At 64.5% G+C, this 15,327-nt stretch carries 18 protein-coding genes; 6 read left to right on the forward strand and 12 right to left on the reverse strand.

Annotated elements, in window-relative coordinates; genetic code table 11:
* Positions 1-134: 134 nt before the first annotated feature.
* Positions 135-668 (forward strand): DUF934 domain-containing protein, encoded by a 534-nt coding sequence (locus LB520_RS22175; protein WP_095769248.1) that lies wholly within the window; start codon positions 135-137, stop codon positions 666-668.
* 213 nt (positions 669-881) lie between these two features.
* Positions 882-1,502, forward strand: a complete 621-nt coding sequence (locus LB520_RS22180; RefSeq protein WP_224639281.1) for a DJ-1/PfpI family protein — start codon at positions 882-884, stop codon at positions 1,500-1,502.
* A 23-nt stretch (positions 1,503-1,525) separates the two neighbouring features.
* On the opposite strand, the gene LB520_RS22185 is transcribed toward LB520_RS22180, so the two are convergent.
* Entirely contained in the window at positions 1,526-1,726 is a 201-nt protein-coding gene (locus LB520_RS22185) for a hypothetical protein (RefSeq protein ID WP_224548145.1), read from the reverse strand.
* 218 nt (positions 1,727-1,944) lie between these two features.
* Between LB520_RS22185 and grpE the strand changes: the two genes are divergently transcribed.
* On the forward strand, positions 1,945-2,577 hold the full coding sequence (gene grpE / locus LB520_RS22190) for a nucleotide exchange factor GrpE (RefSeq protein WP_224548143.1): 633 nt from the start codon (positions 1,945-1,947) through the stop codon (positions 2,575-2,577).
* A gap of 101 nt (positions 2,578-2,678) precedes the next feature.
* Entirely contained in the window at positions 2,679-3,311 is a 633-nt protein-coding gene (locus tag LB520_RS22195) for a trimeric intracellular cation channel family protein (RefSeq protein ID WP_224606875.1), read from the forward strand.
* Positions 3,312-3,418: 107 nt separating this feature from the next.
* Here LB520_RS22195 and LB520_RS22200 read toward each other — a convergent pair whose 3' ends face one another.
* The 7 genes from LB520_RS22200 to LB520_RS22230 form a co-directional block, all read right to left on the reverse strand.
* Positions 3,419-4,306, reverse strand: a complete 888-nt coding sequence (locus tag LB520_RS22200; protein ID WP_224639283.1) for a GNAT family N-acetyltransferase — start codon at positions 4,304-4,306, stop codon at positions 3,419-3,421.
* Positions 4,307-4,489: 183 nt separating this feature from the next.
* A complete protein-coding gene (locus LB520_RS22205; protein WP_224639285.1) occupies positions 4,490-6,772 on the reverse strand; it encodes a PAS domain-containing hybrid sensor histidine kinase/response regulator in 2,283 nt (760 codons plus the stop codon).
* Between the two features lie 124 nt (positions 6,773-6,896).
* Entirely contained in the window at positions 6,897-7,886 is a 990-nt protein-coding gene (locus LB520_RS22210) for an MDR family oxidoreductase (RefSeq protein WP_224532229.1), read from the reverse strand.
* 55 nt (positions 7,887-7,941) lie between these two features.
* Positions 7,942-8,430, reverse strand: a complete 489-nt coding sequence (gene lspA / locus LB520_RS22215) for a signal peptidase II (protein ID WP_224639287.1) — start codon at positions 8,428-8,430, stop codon at positions 7,942-7,944.
* A gap of 10 nt (positions 8,431-8,440) precedes the next feature.
* The gene (locus LB520_RS22220) at positions 8,441-9,301 is read right to left on the reverse strand and encodes a TrmH family RNA methyltransferase (protein WP_140710196.1); all 861 of its coding nucleotides are present in this window, start codon (positions 9,299-9,301) and stop codon (positions 8,441-8,443) included.
* A complete protein-coding gene (locus tag LB520_RS22225; protein WP_224639289.1) occupies positions 9,302-10,384 on the reverse strand; it encodes a class I SAM-dependent rRNA methyltransferase in 1,083 nt (360 codons plus the stop codon).
* Positions 10,385-10,472: 88 nt separating this feature from the next.
* The gene (locus LB520_RS22230; RefSeq protein WP_224639291.1) at positions 10,473-10,958 is read right to left on the reverse strand and encodes a DUF1772 domain-containing protein; all 486 of its coding nucleotides are present in this window, start codon (positions 10,956-10,958) and stop codon (positions 10,473-10,475) included.
* A gap of 101 nt (positions 10,959-11,059) precedes the next feature.
* Here LB520_RS22230 and LB520_RS22235 point away from each other — a divergent pair, with 101 nt between their 5' ends.
* Entirely contained in the window at positions 11,060-11,770 is a 711-nt protein-coding gene (locus tag LB520_RS22235; protein WP_224639293.1) for a helix-turn-helix transcriptional regulator, read from the forward strand.
* Between the two features lie 70 nt (positions 11,771-11,840).
* Entirely contained in the window at positions 11,841-12,212 is a 372-nt protein-coding gene (locus LB520_RS22240; RefSeq protein WP_224639314.1) for a VOC family protein, read from the forward strand.
* A 46-nt stretch (positions 12,213-12,258) separates the two neighbouring features.
* Here the strand turns inward: LB520_RS22240 and LB520_RS22245 are convergent, their stop codons facing one another.
* The 4 genes from LB520_RS22245 to sppA form a co-directional block, all read right to left on the reverse strand.
* Positions 12,259-13,221: an ornithine cyclodeaminase family protein gene (locus LB520_RS22245; RefSeq protein WP_224639316.1), complete on the reverse strand. Its 963-nt coding sequence runs from the start codon at positions 13,219-13,221 to the stop codon at positions 12,259-12,261.
* A 189-nt stretch (positions 13,222-13,410) separates the two neighbouring features.
* Positions 13,411-13,743, reverse strand: coding sequence for a LapA family protein (locus LB520_RS22250; RefSeq protein WP_224639318.1), 333 nt, complete (start codon positions 13,741-13,743; stop codon positions 13,411-13,413).
* Between the two features lie 118 nt (positions 13,744-13,861).
* The gene (locus tag LB520_RS22255) at positions 13,862-14,146 is read right to left on the reverse strand and encodes an integration host factor subunit beta (RefSeq protein WP_027165368.1); all 285 of its coding nucleotides are present in this window, start codon (positions 14,144-14,146) and stop codon (positions 13,862-13,864) included.
* Positions 14,147-14,223: 77 nt separating this feature from the next.
* Positions 14,224-15,180 carry a signal peptide peptidase SppA gene (sppA, locus tag LB520_RS22260; RefSeq protein WP_224639320.1) on the reverse strand — a complete coding sequence of 319 codons (957 nt, stop codon included), beginning with the start codon at positions 15,178-15,180 and terminating at the stop codon, positions 14,224-14,226.
* Between the last annotated feature and the right edge of the window lie 147 nt (positions 15,181-15,327).

Raw genomic sequence — 15,327 nt, forward strand, 5'->3', positions numbered from 1 at the left:
GCGACTTCCTGCGCTTCCGGTGCTCACGTACTTCAAGTACGCTCCGCTCCGGTTCTCGGAAGCCACAATTTTCGGCTCGGCCTGACCTGAATCTCGACATATCCTTGGGACTCTTTGGAACTTTAGGAATTTTGATGACTGGATCGACGACAGCGGGGACCCGCCTCTGGACCCGTGACGGTTTTCGCGAGGATGAGTGGACCCACGCCGAAAGCGCCGAGGCGCTTGCCGGCAACGGCCGTTTCATCCTGCCTCTGCAGGCTTTTCTCGGGCTGGATGAAGACGTTCGCAAATCGGCCAAGGAGCGTCTCGGCGTCCTGCTGCAGCCCGGCGACGAGCTGGATAAGATAACTGGCCTGCTCGACCAGCTGTCGTTGGTGGCGCTGGCCTTCCCGGCCTTCAATGACGGCCGCTCTTTTTCCAAGGGCGAATTGCTGCGCGCCCGACATCAATTCAAGGGCGCGGTGCGCGCCACCGGGCAGGTGCTGGTCGACCAGCTGCCGCATATGCTGCGGCTCGGCTTCGACGAGTTCGAGGTCTCCAATCCGGTGCTCTTGAAGCGGTTGGAGGAAGGCCGCACCGGCGGCTTGCCGCTTTACTACCAGCCGGCCGTCGAACCGGAGGCCAAGGGTCCAAAATATTCCTGGCGGCGCAAGCGCCCCAGCTGACGCGGCATTTCATAGGGCAAATGAAATCGCTGTGGTCCGACCAGCGTCACACATTTTGTTGGTCAGCTCAGCTCAAGATAGGTTTGGAAGGCGCGCCGCGCTGGTCTGGTCAGACCACATTGGCGATTCGGGCTTCCGCTTCGGCCGACCTGCCCTTAGGATAGGGCCATTACTTCGTACCACGAAATAACGGCCAGCTAAGGAGGAAGCAGCATGGCAGGCAAGAAGATATTGATGCTCGTTGGCGAGTTCAGCGAGGAATACGAGATTTTCGTCTTCGAGCAGGCCATGCACGCGGTCGGCCACACCGTCCATGTCGTGTGCCCGGACAAGAAGGCCGGCGACGTGCTCAAGACCTCATTGCACGACTTCGAGGGCCACCAGACCTATACCGAAAAACCCGGTCACGATTATGTCCTCAACAAGACCTTCGCCGAAGTGAACCCAGCCGACTACGATGCTGTCTATGCGGCGGGCGGGCGCGGGCCGGAATATATCCGCATCGACAAGCGGGTGCAGGCACTGGTCAGGCATTTCCATGAAACCGGCAAGCCGATCTTCACCATCTGTCATGGCGCGCAGATCCTGATCGCGGTCGACGGCGTGGTGCGCGGCAAGGAAGTGGCGGCGCTGCATTATTGCGAGCCGGAAGTGACGCTCGCCGGCGGCATCTATATCGATGTCGCGCCGACGGGCGCCCATGTCGACGGCAATCTGGTTTCAGCCAAGGGCTGGCCGGGCCTAGCCGCCTTCATGCGGGAATGCCTGAAGGTGCTCGGCACCGAGATACGTCACGGCGAAGTGCTGATGCGCGACGACAGGAAAGCGGCCTGAAACTTGTCAGTTGCGGCGCGCGGCTATTGACGCCGCGGGTCGTCCGCGTTCTCCGCCTCGGCGCCGTCGAGGCGGTCAAGCAGGTCGGTCAACTGCCGGGGCATCTCCCTTTCCAGGCGAAACACCGGCAAGGTACGCAGAAAGCGCTTCGTCGCTTCGCTGCCCGCCTGCCGCCTAATATCGTTGGCCAATTCGGCGCGCCTGTTGCCGCTGTTGCCGTTCATCGTCCCAAAATCCTGTGTCGGCTTCGAAACTCCCGCAGCCGGTTCATGGTTCCCGCAGTAGTGCCCGAGAGCAAGCAAAGCTACGTGATACGGTAAAGTTTGAATTAATTTGGAATGGCAGCCTGCTATCAGCCGCCTGCGCTTGCCCCTTGATTTTTGGCCTCCAAACCTCGATATCGGGCGCAAATCCAGAGCAATTCGAAATGACGGGAAACGCGATGAGCGACCAGGCAAAAGACGAACGCACGCCCGAAGAGATGGAAGCCGCCGAGGCTTCCGGCGAGCGTGCGGAGGGCGGCGTCGACGGCGACTACGAAGCGCTGGTGCGGCTGCTGAAGGAAAACGAGGAACTGAAGGACCGCGCGCTGCGCGCGGCGGCCGAAATGGAGAATTTGCGGCGGCGCACCGCGCGCGACGTCCAGGACGCCCGCGCCTATGCCGTCGCCAATTTCGCGCGCGACATGCTGTCGGTGTCCGACAATCTGCGCCGCGCGCTGGACGCGATTCCCGCCGAGGCAAAGGCCAGCGGCGACGCCGGCTTCAAATCGCTGATCGAAGGGGTCGACCTTACCGAGCGCGCCATGCTTTCGGCGCTGGAGCGCCACGGCGTGAAGAGACTCGCGCCCGAAGGCGAGAAGTTCGATCCGAACTTCCACCAGGCGATGTTCGAGATCCCCAATCCGGATGTTCCCGCAGGCACTGTCGTCCAGGTGGTGCAGCCGGGCTATTCGATCGGCGAGCGCGTGCTGCGGCCAGCGATGGTCGGTGTCGCCAAGGGCGGCCCGAAGGCGGCCGCCGAGGCCAAGGTCGAGCCGGGCCCGGTGAACGAGCAGGCCGAGAAGGATGCGTGAGAGGGAGTAGCGAATAGGGATTAGTGAGTAGGGACTGATATTTATCCGCGGCTTCGTGCTATTTCCCTACTCACTATTCGCTACTCACTACTCGCTCGCCCATGAATCCCATCGCGTTGCTCGACTATGCCGGCGTCGCCGTGTTCGCGGCGACGGGTGCGCTTGCCGCATCGCGCAAAGAACTCGACATCATCGGCTTTCTGTTCCTGGCCAGCGTCACCGGCATCGGCGGCGGGACGCTGCGCGACGTCATCCTCAACCTGCCGGTGTTCTGGGTCGCCAACAGCGGCTATGTGCTGATCTGCGCCGTCGTCGCGGTGCTGGTCTTCTTCAGCGCCCACCGGTTCGAATCCCGCTACAAGCTGCTGCTGTGGCTCGATGCCGTCGGCCTTGCCGCTTTTTCGGTGATGGGCGCGGCCAAGGGGCTGGCGATCACCGGCTCGCCCGTCGTGTCGGTCATCACCGGCGTCTTGACGGCGACCTTCGGCGGCATTCTGCGCGACCTGCTTGCCGGCGAGCCATCGGTGCTGCTCAGGCCCGAGATCTATGTCACGGCCGCGCTTGCCGGCGCCGCCATCTTCACCCTTGGCGATCTTGCCGGCCTGCCGGCGCTGGCGTCCAGCCTGCTCGGCTTCGCGGGCGCATTCGCGGTGCGCGGCGGAGCGCTTAAATTCGGCTGGTCGTTTCCCGCCTACAAGAGCCGGCCGGGGCGAAGGCCGGAGGATATTCCCTGAGGGAGCAGGGGTTAGTGAGTAGTCAGTAGTCAGTAGTGACAAGGGCGCGAGCGGCGGTGTCCATCACTACTCACTACTCACTACTCACTACTCACTGCTCACTGGAATCACGCCGCGAAACGCTGCCCTTCGCCGCCATAGTAGTTGACATAGCGGGCGCCGATCTCCTTGACCGGCATAACGACGAAGACGTCGACGGTCGAGAATTCGTGGTCGATGACGCAGCCGTCGCCGATGCGGGCGCCGACACGCAGATAGCCCTTGACCAGCGGCGGCATGGCGGCGATCGCCGCCTTGGCGTTCACCGCCTCGATCGGCATCAGGTCCATCGAACAGTAGCGTCCCGGAACCGCGCGAACATCCCAGGCGGAGTTGGTGCGGCAATGATGGGCGAGATAGGTCAGCGCCTCGGCATGCGCCGCCGGCACGATGCCATGGAACGAGGCGCAGCCGGTCATCACGCCGATGTCGTAGTGGTTGATATAGGTCCAGATGCCTTGCCAGAGCGCCTCGATGGTGCGCTTGGAGCGGTATTCCGGCAGAACGCAGGAACGGCCGAGCTCGAGGAAGCGCTGGCCGGGATGCCGCGCGATCAGCTTGGTAAGCTCGAACTCGCCCTCGGAATAGAAGCCGCCGGCCGTCGCGGCGATTTCCTGCCGCAGCAGGCGGTAGGTGCCGACGATGCGGCGGTGCTCAGGGCCGGGAAGGGAATTGTCCAACACCAGAAGGTGATCGCAGAGCGGGTCGAACCGGTCGGCGTCGCGCCGGTCCTGCGCCTGGAACAGGTCCTTCCTCGCGCCAAGCTCGTCGTAGAATACCCGGTAGCGCACTTCCTGGGCGGCGGCGATCTCGGCCTCGTTGCGGGCGAGCCGCACTTCGAGATTGCCGATGCGGCCCAGCGGAGCGCCGCTTGCGACGGCGTCGGCGGTACGGGCGGCGAGCAGGGCGCCGCCGGCATTCGGCCGAGTGTCACATTCAGGCACGACTGTATGCACGAGTGATTCTCCTTCGAGCCATCCCTCTTGGCACGGGGATACGGTGTAGGTGCAACAGGATTGTGACAGTACCGTGATACGACGTGGCGGGCAATACTTTGTCGGCTGGGCAATACACTCAACCGGCTATCTTGTGATCGCGAAAGCCAAGCAAGCCAAGGTGTTCAACGGTTAGAAATTTCCTCAGGCGGCAACCTGGCCCTCGACCGCCTGGACAAGCGCGTCCGGGTCGAGCGGCTTGGTCACGAAACCGCTGGCGCCATGGGCGAGCACGGCATGCCGGGTCTTTTCCTGGCTGTCGGCCGAAAGCACCATGATCGGAATCGGGGGCATGGCCAGGGACTCTTCATGGCGACGGATGGCGGCGATCGCGTCCAGCCCATCCATGACAGGCATATGCAGGTCCATCAGCACCACGTCGAAGCGGAACTTGAGGCCGGCATCGGTAACGGCATCGACCGCGGCCTTGCCGTTGCCGACGATCTTGACGCGGTGTCCGGCCTTGAGCAGCGTGGCGCGGGCGAGCATGGCGTTGATGTCATTGTCTTCCGCGATCAGCACCGACAGGCCCTGGTCGCGCTTGCGCACCGAGGGGGCACCGCGCGGCTTCGGCAGCGGCTTGGCTAGCGCCGAGCCATGGCTGGTCAACAGCAGACGCAGCAGGGTCTCGCCCCGCACCGGCCGGGCCAGGAAGGTGGCATAGCCGCTGGCCCGGAATTCGCCGAGCATGCCGCGATCCGTCGGCGCAATCAGAGTGATGGCCTCGCAGTCGGCAAAGCCAGAATCGCGCAGCCGCTTGAGCAGCCTCCCGTCGCTGTTTTCGAGCGCGGCATCGATCAGAAGGACGTTGCAGCCCGCAGCGAAGGTGGCGGCCTGGCCCGGTGTCGCGGCAACCTCGCCGATGCCGCCATGGGCCTTGATCGCGCGGGCGATGGCATCGGCCTCGATGGCGTTTTTCGACACGATTACGGCCCGCCGGTCGGCAAGGATGTTGTGGCGATGCGGCGGCGGCTCGGTCGCGGCGACCGCCGGAAGCTCCAGGACGAATTCGGATCCTTCGCCGAGCCGGCTCGAGACCGAGATCGAGCCGCCCATCGCCGTCGCCAGCCGCTTCGAGATGGCAAGCCCGAGGCCGGCGCCGCCATGCACCCTGGTTGAGGTGCCGTCGGACTGCTCGAATTCCTCGAAAATGCGCTCCATGTCCTCTTCGCGCAGGCCCGGGCCGGTGTCGGCGATGGTGAAGCAGATCCGGTCGGTGGTTTCGCTGCGGGCGCGCGTCACGGTCAGCAGCACCCCGCCCGTGTCGGTGAACTTCACCGCATTGCCGATGAGGTTGAGCAGCACCTGGCGCACGCGGCCTGGATCGGCGGTGATCATCTGCGGCACATCGGGCTCGACATGGCAGCCGAGGCCGATGTTCTTGGCGAAGGCCTTTGCGGCCAGAAGCTCAATGATGTTGTCGGCGATCTCGCGCAGCGAGATCGGCTGGGGCTCGGGTTCGAAGCGGCCGGCCTCGATCTTGGAATAGTCGAGCAGGTCCTCGATGAGCGCGAGCAGCGCGCTGGCCGAGGTGGAAATGGCGCCGACATAGGTGCGCTGTTCGGGCGAGAGGTCGGTATCGGCAAGCAGCTTCGCCATGCCCATGATGCCGTTCATCGGCGTGCGGATCTCATGGCTGACGGTGGCGAGGAAGCGTGACTTGGCCTGGCTGGCATATTCGGCCCGTTCGCGCGCGGTGATCAGCGAGGATTCGGCGCGCTTGCGGGCGGTGATGTCGCGGGCGATCGCCCGGTGCGAGACCGCACCCGTGTCCTTGTCGCGCACCGACAATTCGATCCAGGAGAACCAGCGTGGTCCGTTCGGGGTGCGGATCGCGACATCGGTCGAGCTCAGGCATTCATGATCGGAGAAGGCGGCGTCGGGAACGATGCCGACATCGATGCCAAGCTCGGACAAGGTCTTGCCGGCAAGATCGCGCGCATCGAGCTCGACAAGCGAGGCAAAGACGCTGTTGGCATAAACGATATGGCCGTCGCGGTCGCGATGGACGACAAGGTCGCCAAGCGCGTCGATCAGGCCGCGGAAGCGCTCCTCGCTCTCCTGCATCTCCCACATGCGGTCGGCGAGGGTTTCGATCTCGGCGCGGCTGCGCGCGGCGGTCTCGTCGAGAAGCGCTGCGGTGCGGCGCTCATCGCGACGGCTGCGCAGATGCATGGCCAAGCCCGCAAAGGCTATGGCGGCGAGGCCGGCGGTGATGATGAGCGGCGCTCCGGTGAGATGCGCGAGCCCCGCCATGATGGCGATGGCGGCAACGATCGTCAGGAAGGGCAGGCCGTCGTGGCGGGCCCCCGGCAGGTCGGGAGCCAGCGGCGGCGCGACGAGCACCTGCCGCTTCGGCGCATCAGTGATGAGCCTGTCAGCGCCGGCGGCTTTGCTGCCCAGTCTGATGTCGGAGTCCGCGACCATGCGCAGATCATGCCAGACAGAAATTATGGAAGGCTGGGAGGGATCGTTCGAATTTTAGCTATTTGAGCGGATTCCGGCTGTCCGTACGCGTGGGCGAAACCGAGCTTCGCGAGGTCGTTGCGAGCTACATATCGACAACGACGCGACCCCTGACCTTGCCTTCGACGATATCGCGCGCGGCGGCTACAATGCCGTCGAAACCGATCGTGCGGGACAACGTCGACAGCTTCTTGGAGTCGAGGTCGGTGCCGATGCGGCGCCATGCTTCCAGGCGTACCGGCTTCGGCGCCATCACCGAATCGATGCCGAGCAGCGAGACGCCGCGCAGAATGAAGGGCGCGACGCTTCCGGGCAGGTCCATGCCGCCGGCCAGGCCGCAAGCGGCGATCGCGCCGCCATAGGAGGTCATCGACAGCACATTGGCCAAGGTATGGCTGCCGACCGAGTCGACGCCGCCTGCCCAGCGCTCCTTGGCGAGCGGTTTCGCGGGCTGGCTGAGCTCTTCGCGCGAGATCACCTCGGCCGCGCCAAGGTCGATCAGATAGGGGCTCTCGGCGTTGCGGCCGGTCGAGGCGATGACATGGTAGCCGAGGCTCGACAGGATCGAGATGGCGACCGAGCCGACGCCGCCGGCAGCACCCGTCACCACCACGGGACCGCGGTCCGGCACGATGCCGTGCCGCTCCAGCGCCATGACCGAGAGCATTGCCGTGTAGCCCGCCGTGCCGACAGCCATCGCATCATGCGCGCTCATGCCCTCGGGCAGCGGCACCAGCCAGTCGCCCTTGACGCGGGCGCGGCCGGCATAGGCGCCGTAATGCGTCTCGCCGACGCCCCAGCCGTTGAGGATCACCTTGTCTCCCTTGCGCCAGTCGGCATGCGAGGAAGAGATCACGGTGCCGGCGAAATCGATGCCTGGAACCAGCGGCCAGCGGCGCACGACCGGGGCCTTGCCGGTGATGGCGAGCCCGTCCTTGTAGTTCACCGTCGTCGCCTCGACGGCGACGGTGACATCGCCTTCCATCAGGTCGGCCTCGGCGAGGTCGACGACATCGACGGACTGCTTCTTGTCCGCATCGCGCGAGACGAGGATGGCTTTGAAGGTGTCGGGCATGATTTTCTCCTCGCCTTTGGCTGATGAGGAAGTCTGCTGTTTCAACAGCGTGAGGTCAATTGCCAAGGTCCTGGGACTTGGCTTCGCGCCGCCAGCCGATCAGTTCGTCGAAGACGACAAGCGCTGCGCCGACCGCGATGAAGGTGTCGGCGAGATTGAAGACCGCGAAGGACCAGACGGGCGTGTGGAACAGGATGTAGTCGATGACGTGACCGTAGACGGCGCGGTCGATGAGGTTGCCGAGCGCGCCGCCGATGATCAGCGCAAAGCCGATACGAGCGACGACATGGCCGGCCGACGTGCGCGTGGCGAGATAGAGCACGAAGGCGACGACGAGCACGGCGATGACCACCAGGCCGGTATCGCCGAAGGACTGGAACATCGAGAAGGCGATGCCGGTGTTGTAGGTGCGAAACAGCGCCAGGAATGGCAGCAGATCGACCTTCTCCTGAAAGGCGAGACCGTTCTCGACCAGCTGCTTGATCCACTGGTCGAGCGCAATGGCGATGACGACCAGCACGACGTAAGGCGACCAGTATTTCATTTGGCGGTTCTCATCGGATGTCATTGGCAGGCTCGAGCTTCAACGCGCCGCGCCGGATTTCGAACAACATCACGCCGGTGGCGACCGCCAGATTGAGCGAATCGGCCCGGCCTGCCTGGGGAATTCTGAGCAGCCGGTCGCAGCTTTCGGCGAGACTGTCCGGCAGGCCCTGCTGCTCGTTGCCCATCAGCAGCAGGACCGGTCCCCTGGAGAAATCGACCGAGCGATAGTCGACCGCGCCCTTGAGATGGGTTCCGGCGACAAGGCCGGAGAAATCGCGGCGCCAGGCGAGGAAGGCCTGCTCGGTCGCCCTGGCGACCGGCACGGCGAAGATCGAGCCCATGGTGGCGCGCACCGTCTCCAGCGAGAACGGGTCGGTGGTGTCGCCGACCAGGATGACGCCCTTGGCGCCGACGGCGTCGACGGTGCGGATCACGGTGCCGAGATTGCCGGGGTCGCGCACCCGGTCGAGCGCCACCCAGACATCGCCGTCCCTGGCGCGGATGTCCTTCAGCGGCACCGTCTGCTGCGCGAAGACGCCGACCACCATTTGCGGGTTCTCGCGGCGGGTGATGGCAGCGAGCACCTTTTCGGAAACTTCGAGCACCATGCCGCCGGCGGCAACGGTCCGCGCGGCGACCTTTTCGACGGCCGGGTTGCCGCGTCCGGCCTTGGCGAAGACCAAGGTCCTGATCGACCAGCCGAGGTCGAGGGCATCGATGACCAGCTTCAGGCCCTCGGCCATGAAGGCGTTCTGCTGGTCGCGGAATTTCTTGAGCGCCAGCGCCTTGATGTCCTTGACCAGGGGATTGGCAAGGCTGGTGACTTCCTTGACCTGCCCGACCGGGCGAGCGCCGTCATGTGCCGTCATTCAAGCCACCCAGCGCGAGAACAGCGAAGTCGACAGCACGCGGCCGGCGGATTTCTCGCGAATGATCAGCTCGCCGGATTCGACCGTGCCGCCCATACCGGCGAAGGTATCGCGCATCAGCGCATGGATGGCGAAGAAGGAAGCGCGGATCGAATAGGCGGTGAGGACGACGGCGAGCGGTTTCGGCGTCAGGATCGAGCGGCAAAGCTCGGTGAGGCCCGGCAGGTCCTCGAACAATTGCCAGACCTCGCCCTTGGGTCCGCGGCCATAGGCCGGCGGATCGAACAGCACGATGTCGTAGCGGCTGCCGCGGCGTTCCTCGCGCTCGGCGAATTTCATCGCGTCCTCGACGATCCAGCGGATCGGCTTGTCGGCAAGGCCGGCCATCTCCTGGTTCTCGCGCGCCCAGCCGATCGCCTTCTTCGAGGCATCGACATGGGTGACCTCGGCGCCGGCGCGGGCCGCCACCAGCGAGGCGAGGCCGGTATAGCCGAACAGGTTAAGCACCTTGACCGGGCGTCTCGCCGACGCGATCAGTCCCGCCATATGGTCCCAATGCGAGGCCTGCTCCGGAAAGACGCCGACATGGCGAAACGAGGTGAAGCGGCCGAGATAATCGATGCCGTCATGCTTCATCGGCCAGGTTTCGCCGAGCGGCGTTTTGGGAAACCGCCAGCGGCCGATGCCTTCTTCGTCGGTGTCGCCGGTGAAGATGGCGTCGGCGCGCTCCCATTCCTTCGCCGGCAGGGCCCGCTGCCAGATTGCCTGGCCCTCGGGACGCACGATGCGGTACGGGCCGTATTGCTCGAGCTTCTCACCGGCGCCGCTGTCAAGCAGGGCGTAATCGGCGTTTGGCGCGACTTCGAGGATCAATGGCAGGCGCTCGGCAGGCAACGCGCCTTCGCGGCGCGCAAGCACGCGTGGCGCCGGCTTGGCTTCCTGCCGCTCCGCCGGCTTTGTTTCACGGCGCTCGGCAGGTGCGGCCTGCTGCCGTCCGGCCGCGAACGCATCACGCGGGCGGGGCTGTTCCGCCCTTGCGGGATGCGGGCGGCCATCGCGGCGTTTGTCGCGAAAAGATTTCAAGAAAGGTCATCTCCGGCGGTTCGGCCCGCTTCTGCCACAGCTCAGCCCACCGGCGCAACAAAGCCTGGCTCATTCAATGGTGCTGTAATCAACCATGCCGGATACCGAGCAGGCCGAAACAAAGCGAAACGAAGCCAAGCGCCTTCGCCGCGGCCACCGCCATGTGGCCGGTCTCCCAACGCAGCCGGACGGCCTCGAAATTGTCCGGGATCGGTCCGGGCGCCCAGGTCGCAAGAATGTCGTTGGCCGGCTTGACCAGTCCGAACCAGATCGCCAGCGAGACGGCATAAAGCAGTGTGGCGGCGAGCAAGAGCCAGAAGGCTGTCGCTTGGCCGCGCAGCATCCAGGCAAGCAGCGCCGGGCAGAGGATCGCAGCGATATCGAGCGGCGCTCCAATGACGGCAAAGAGCAGGAACTGACCGTTGAAGACCGTCGCCTCTCGCCAGAGCGCCGGCGACCATTTCGTCAGCCTGGGCAGCGATTCCAGCACATGGGCAAAGGACGGCCCAAGGCTGAGCGCCGCGACGAAAGCGGTCAGCACTGACCAGAACAGCAGGGTCCCGGGCATCTCCATTGTGGGGAGAACGGGAACGGGACGCGGGCGTTCCGTGGCAGAAGGTCGCTTGCCGCGATGTGCAGGCCAGCCCTATTGTCCGGCACGCCGGTTAGCCATTCATGTCCCGTTCAGCCCGCCTGCTCGACCTCGTCCAGATCCTTCGACGCCATCGCCGGCCGGTGAGCGGCCGCACGCTTGCGGACGCAATCGGCGTGTCGATCCGCACGCTTTATCGCGACATCGCGACGCTGCAGGGGCAGGGCGCGCCGATCGAAGGCGAGGCGGGGCTTGGCTATGTGCTGAAGCCCGGCTTCATGCTGCCGCCGCTGATGTTCACCGACGAGGAGATCGAGGCAATCGTGCTCGGCTCGCGCTGGGTGGCTAAGCAGCCGGACAAAAGGCTGGCGGCCGCCGCGGCGGATGCGCTGGCCAAGATCGCGGCGGTGCTGCCGGATGATCTGCGCGACGATCTCGACGCGACGACACTGCTCGTCGGGCCGCGCTCGGAAAATGCCGAAGCGATCGACCTCGGCATCGTGCGGCAGGCGATCCGCGACGAGCGCAAGCTTGGCTTCCTCTATCGCGACGCCGGGGGAGCGGCATCGAAGCGCCTGGTCTGGCCGTTCGCGCTCGCCTTCTTCGACAAGGTGCGGGTGATGGTGGCGTGGTGCGAAACGCGCCAGGATTTCCGGCATTTCCGCGCCGACCGGATGTCCGGCCTGACAGCGACAGACATCCGCTATCCGCGCCGCCGCCAGGCAATGCTGAAGGAGTGGCGGGCAACCCTCGATGCGCCGGGCCAAAATGGGGCGAAAGACGCCTCCGGCTGATCGCTGCTGCCAGAATCTGACAACAGGTCCTCATATGGTCTCCAAGGTTCAGACACTTTGGAGATCAGATATGACCACGCCGAATTTCGTCATCCTCTATGTCGACAGCCCGGAAAAGAGCGGCGCGTTCTACGCTTCACTGCTCGGACGCGAGCCGGTCGAATCCTCGCCGACCTTCGTCATGTTCGTGCTCGACAAGGGGCTCAAGCTCGGCCTCTGGTCGCGCCACACGGTGGAACCGGCTGCGGCGGCAGCGGGCGGTGGCGGCGAGCTCGTGCTTGCCGTCGAGAACGCGGCAGCGGTCGATGCCACCCATGCGGATTGGACTGGCAGGAGCCTCAACATTCTGCAGACCCCAACCGATCTTGATTTCGGCCGCACCTTCGTCGCGCTCGATCCCGACAATCATCGCCTGCGCGTCTACTGGCCGAATGGGCAGTAGGCAGCAGGCCTATGTTCCCTATTGCCTACTGCCCAATCCCTACTGCCTATTTGAGCGCCTTGTAGACGGCGACGCCGGCGGCGAGATCCTCTAGCGCCGCGCCGACCGACTTGAACAGTGTGATCTCGTCATCGGTTTGCCGGCCCTGTTTCTCGCCGCGCGCGAGCTCGTGCAGGTCAGCGACAATCGCTTCCGGTTTCAGCACGCCGGAGGCCAGCGGCTGGACGATGTCGCCTGCCTCTTTGGTGGCGCCGGCGCGGGTGTCGACATAGACGCGGGCGCGCCTGATCGCATCGTCATCGCTCTCGCGCATCGTCGGCGTGAAGCCGCCGACGAGATCGACATGGGCGCCCGGCTTCAGCAGCGCGCCCTTGACCAGCGGCGTGTTCGAGATGGTCGCGGAAGCGACGATGTCAGCCTCGGCAAGCTCCGCGTCGAGATCGCCGGCGGCACTTGCCGGAAGGCCTTCGGCGCGCAAGGCCGCCGCCACTTTTTCGGCATTGGCCGGCGTGCGGTTCCAGATGCGGATGGATGTGATCGGCCTGACTGCAGAATGCGCCTTGGCAAGGAAGGGCGACAGCGCGCCGGCGCCGATCACCAGAAGCCGCGAGGCGTCCTTGCGGGCGAGATAGGAGGCGGCGAGCGCGGAGGCGCAGGTCGTGCGCCACTGGGTCAGCCGCTGGCCGTCGATCAGCGCCTGCGGCTCGCCGGTGACGCCGTCTAGCAAAAGATAAAGGCCCATGACCGCCGGCTTGCCGATGGCATTGTTGTCCGGCGACACGGTGACGATCTTGACGCCGATATGGCCTCCCTCGGAGGTGCCCGCGGCGTTGAAGTCGGTCCAGGCCGGCATCAAAAGCAAGGTCGAGGCGACGCCGTCCGGCCGCTCGACGCCATGATGGTGGCGAACCGGCTGCACGGCGCCATCGCGAAAAGCCGTGCGCAGAGTCTCGACAAGGCCCGGAAAGGTCAGCGCGCGGTCGACCTCGGCGGCCGAAATGGTCAGCATTGAAAGCTCCGTGGTGTCGAAAGGACGCTCGACTATCTTCTACGCAATTCCGGACGGAAAACCGCTACGCACTTTGCCTGGAATTGCTAAAGCGCGTCGCGCTGAAACAGAATCAGGCGGCGCGCTTTAAGTCTTTGTTCGATGCATGTCGTTGTCCCAGAACCGCTGCGCACTTCTGGGCGACATGCATTAGTTCGTCGGGTTGGGCAGCGCCGGTCCCTTGGGCGCCACGGGCGTGCGGCTCACCGCCTGGCGCAGGTTTTCCGCCTCGAGGCCGCGCTGGCGCGCGAGCTTGCGATAGCGTCCCTGCTTCACCCAGGTGGCCAGGCTTCCGACGACCATGCCGATGGCCAAAGCCAGGAACAGGAAGATGAAAAGCGGCAGGGTCAGCGTCAGCGCGGGATTGCCGGGATGAAATGGATCGACCGTGAAGGCGACAGGGCCGCGATTGGCGACGGCGAGCGCGATCAGGATGACGGCCAGCGGCACGAAGACCACGACGAGTATGAAGCGATTGAACATCAAATCTCCATGGGGAGGCTTCTTGAAGCGCGCATGTCCTTGTCCTGAAACCGGTCTCCACTTTCGGGAGACATGCCTTTAGGCGCCAAGATGCCGTTTCGACCCGCCGGCCCGGCGCCTATTTGCCGCCGTTCAGCCTTTCGCGCAACTCCTTGCCGGTCTTGAAGAACGGCACCCATTTTTCCTCGACCTCGACGGACTCGCCGGTGCGCGGGTTGCGGCCGGTGCGGGCCGGACGGTTCTTCACCGAAAAGGCACCGAAACCGCGCAACTCGACCCGGTTGCCCTCAGCAAGCGCGTCGGTGATCTCGTCAAAGATCGCGCCGACGATGTTTTCGACGTCGCGCAGGAAAAGGTGCGGGTTGCGTGCAGCAATGATCTGCACAAGCTCGGATTTGATCATAGAACATTCCCCGTAAAACCACTGCAACCGATTATCAGGATGATTTTATTGCTTTTTCGGCTCGTCCCAACGGCACCTTAAGGGTGCCAGACCGAAACGAGACCGTCAAGAAACAAGCGGTCGGCGCCGAGTTCGTGAATGATATCGCCGCCGGCATCCGGCAGGCCGAGCGCCTTGGCCGCCACTTTTGCCATCGACTGGGAAAACAGGAAACCGCCACGCCTGTCCTTGTCCTTCCACTCGACGACCTTGAGCTTGCTGTCCACGCCCTTCGTCGCCAGCCAGTCGATCGCCTCCTGCTCGCCGCCGAGGGCGTCGACCAGGTGGTTGGCCAAAGCCTGGCGGCCGGTGAAGATCGAGCCGTCGGCAAGCGCCAGCGCCTGCTCATGCGACATCTTGCGGCGATCGGCGACGATGCCGACGAACCAGTCGTAGCTGTCGAGGATCAGCTTGCGCACCATGGCGCGCTCGTCGTCATTGGTCGGCTTGAAGGGCGAGGGCGAAGCCTTGAGCGGCGACGATTTCACCTCCTCCAGCTTGATGCCGAGCTTGTCCATGAGACCGCTGACGTCGGGATACTGGATCAGCACCCCGATCGAGCCGACGATCGATGTCTTGCGGGCGACAATGTGGTCGGCTGCACTTGCGATCATATAGCCGGCCGATGCCGCCAGCGTGCCGACTTCGGCCACCACCGGCTTGTCACCGGCAAGCTTGCGCACGGCGTCGAATGTGGACTCGCCGCCGACCGTGGTGCCTCCGGGCGAATCGATCGAAAGGATGACGCCCTTCACCTCCGGCGACTTGCGGATCGATTCCAGCCTTTTGAGCAGCTCCTCGTCCTCGGTGATGGTGCCTTCGACCTTGACCTTGGCGATGTGGGGGACCGCCCGGCCGGTAAAATTGTCGTCATAGACCCAGGTCGAGAAAGCGATGATCGCTGCCGCCAGAACCAGAAACGCGACCACGCGCCAGAATGTCAGCTTGCGGCGCAAGCGGCGGCGGTCGATCAAGTCGTCGGCTCTCATTGCCATTGTCAGCCTCATGGGTGGTGGGAAAGCACGCTTTTAAAGCAAGCTTCTACACACGGCTACCGTTTCCTGGCGCGGGTCATCCGCTTCACAGAAGGGTGACCCCTCTACTTTCTTGTCCTGATGCAATTCCTGTCGGAAACCGCTCGC

Source organism: Mesorhizobium sp. CA12, from assembly GCF_020165255.1.
Taxonomy (GTDB): Bacteria; Pseudomonadota; Alphaproteobacteria; order Rhizobiales; family Rhizobiaceae; genus Mesorhizobium.

Excerpts from the sequence above, each read along its gene's own strand:
- grpE (WP_224548143.1), top strand. The coding sequence starts at position 1,945 with ATGAGCGACCAGGCAAAAGACGAACGCACGCCCGAAGAGATGGAAGCC.
- lspA (WP_224639287.1), bottom strand. The coding sequence starts at position 8,430 with ATGAAATACTGGTCGCCTTACGTCGTGCTGGTCGTCATCGCCATTGCG.
- LB520_RS22235 (WP_224639293.1), top strand. The coding sequence starts at position 11,060 with ATGTCCCGTTCAGCCCGCCTGCTCGACCTCGTCCAGATCCTTCGACGC.
- LB520_RS22175 (WP_095769248.1), top strand. The coding sequence starts at position 135 with ATGACTGGATCGACGACAGCGGGGACCCGCCTCTGGACCCGTGACGGT.
- LB520_RS22220 (WP_140710196.1), bottom strand. The coding sequence starts at position 9,301 with ATGACGGCACATGACGGCGCTCGCCCGGTCGGGCAGGTCAAGGAAGTC.
- LB520_RS22255 (WP_027165368.1), bottom strand. The coding sequence starts at position 14,146 with ATGATCAAATCCGAGCTTGTGCAGATCATTGCTGCACGCAACCCGCAC.
- LB520_RS22180 (WP_224639281.1), top strand. The coding sequence starts at position 882 with ATGGCAGGCAAGAAGATATTGATGCTCGTTGGCGAGTTCAGCGAGGAA.
- LB520_RS22230 (WP_224639291.1), bottom strand. The coding sequence starts at position 10,958 with ATGGAGATGCCCGGGACCCTGCTGTTCTGGTCAGTGCTGACCGCTTTC.
- sppA (WP_224639320.1), bottom strand. The coding sequence starts at position 15,180 with ATGGCAATGAGAGCCGACGACTTGATCGACCGCCGCCGCTTGCGCCGC.
- LB520_RS22185 (WP_224548145.1), bottom strand. The coding sequence starts at position 1,726 with ATGAACGGCAACAGCGGCAACAGGCGCGCCGAATTGGCCAACGATATT.
- LB520_RS22240 (WP_224639314.1), top strand. The coding sequence starts at position 11,841 with ATGACCACGCCGAATTTCGTCATCCTCTATGTCGACAGCCCGGAAAAG.
- LB520_RS22195 (WP_224606875.1), top strand. The coding sequence starts at position 2,679 with ATGAATCCCATCGCGTTGCTCGACTATGCCGGCGTCGCCGTGTTCGCG.
- LB520_RS22250 (WP_224639318.1), bottom strand. The coding sequence starts at position 13,743 with ATGTTCAATCGCTTCATACTCGTCGTGGTCTTCGTGCCGCTGGCCGTC.
- LB520_RS22210 (WP_224532229.1), bottom strand. The coding sequence starts at position 7,886 with ATGCCCGACACCTTCAAAGCCATCCTCGTCTCGCGCGATGCGGACAAG.
- LB520_RS22245 (WP_224639316.1), bottom strand. The coding sequence starts at position 13,221 with ATGCTGACCATTTCGGCCGCCGAGGTCGACCGCGCGCTGACCTTTCCG.
- LB520_RS22205 (WP_224639285.1), bottom strand. The coding sequence starts at position 6,772 with ATGGTCGCGGACTCCGACATCAGACTGGGCAGCAAAGCCGCCGGCGCT.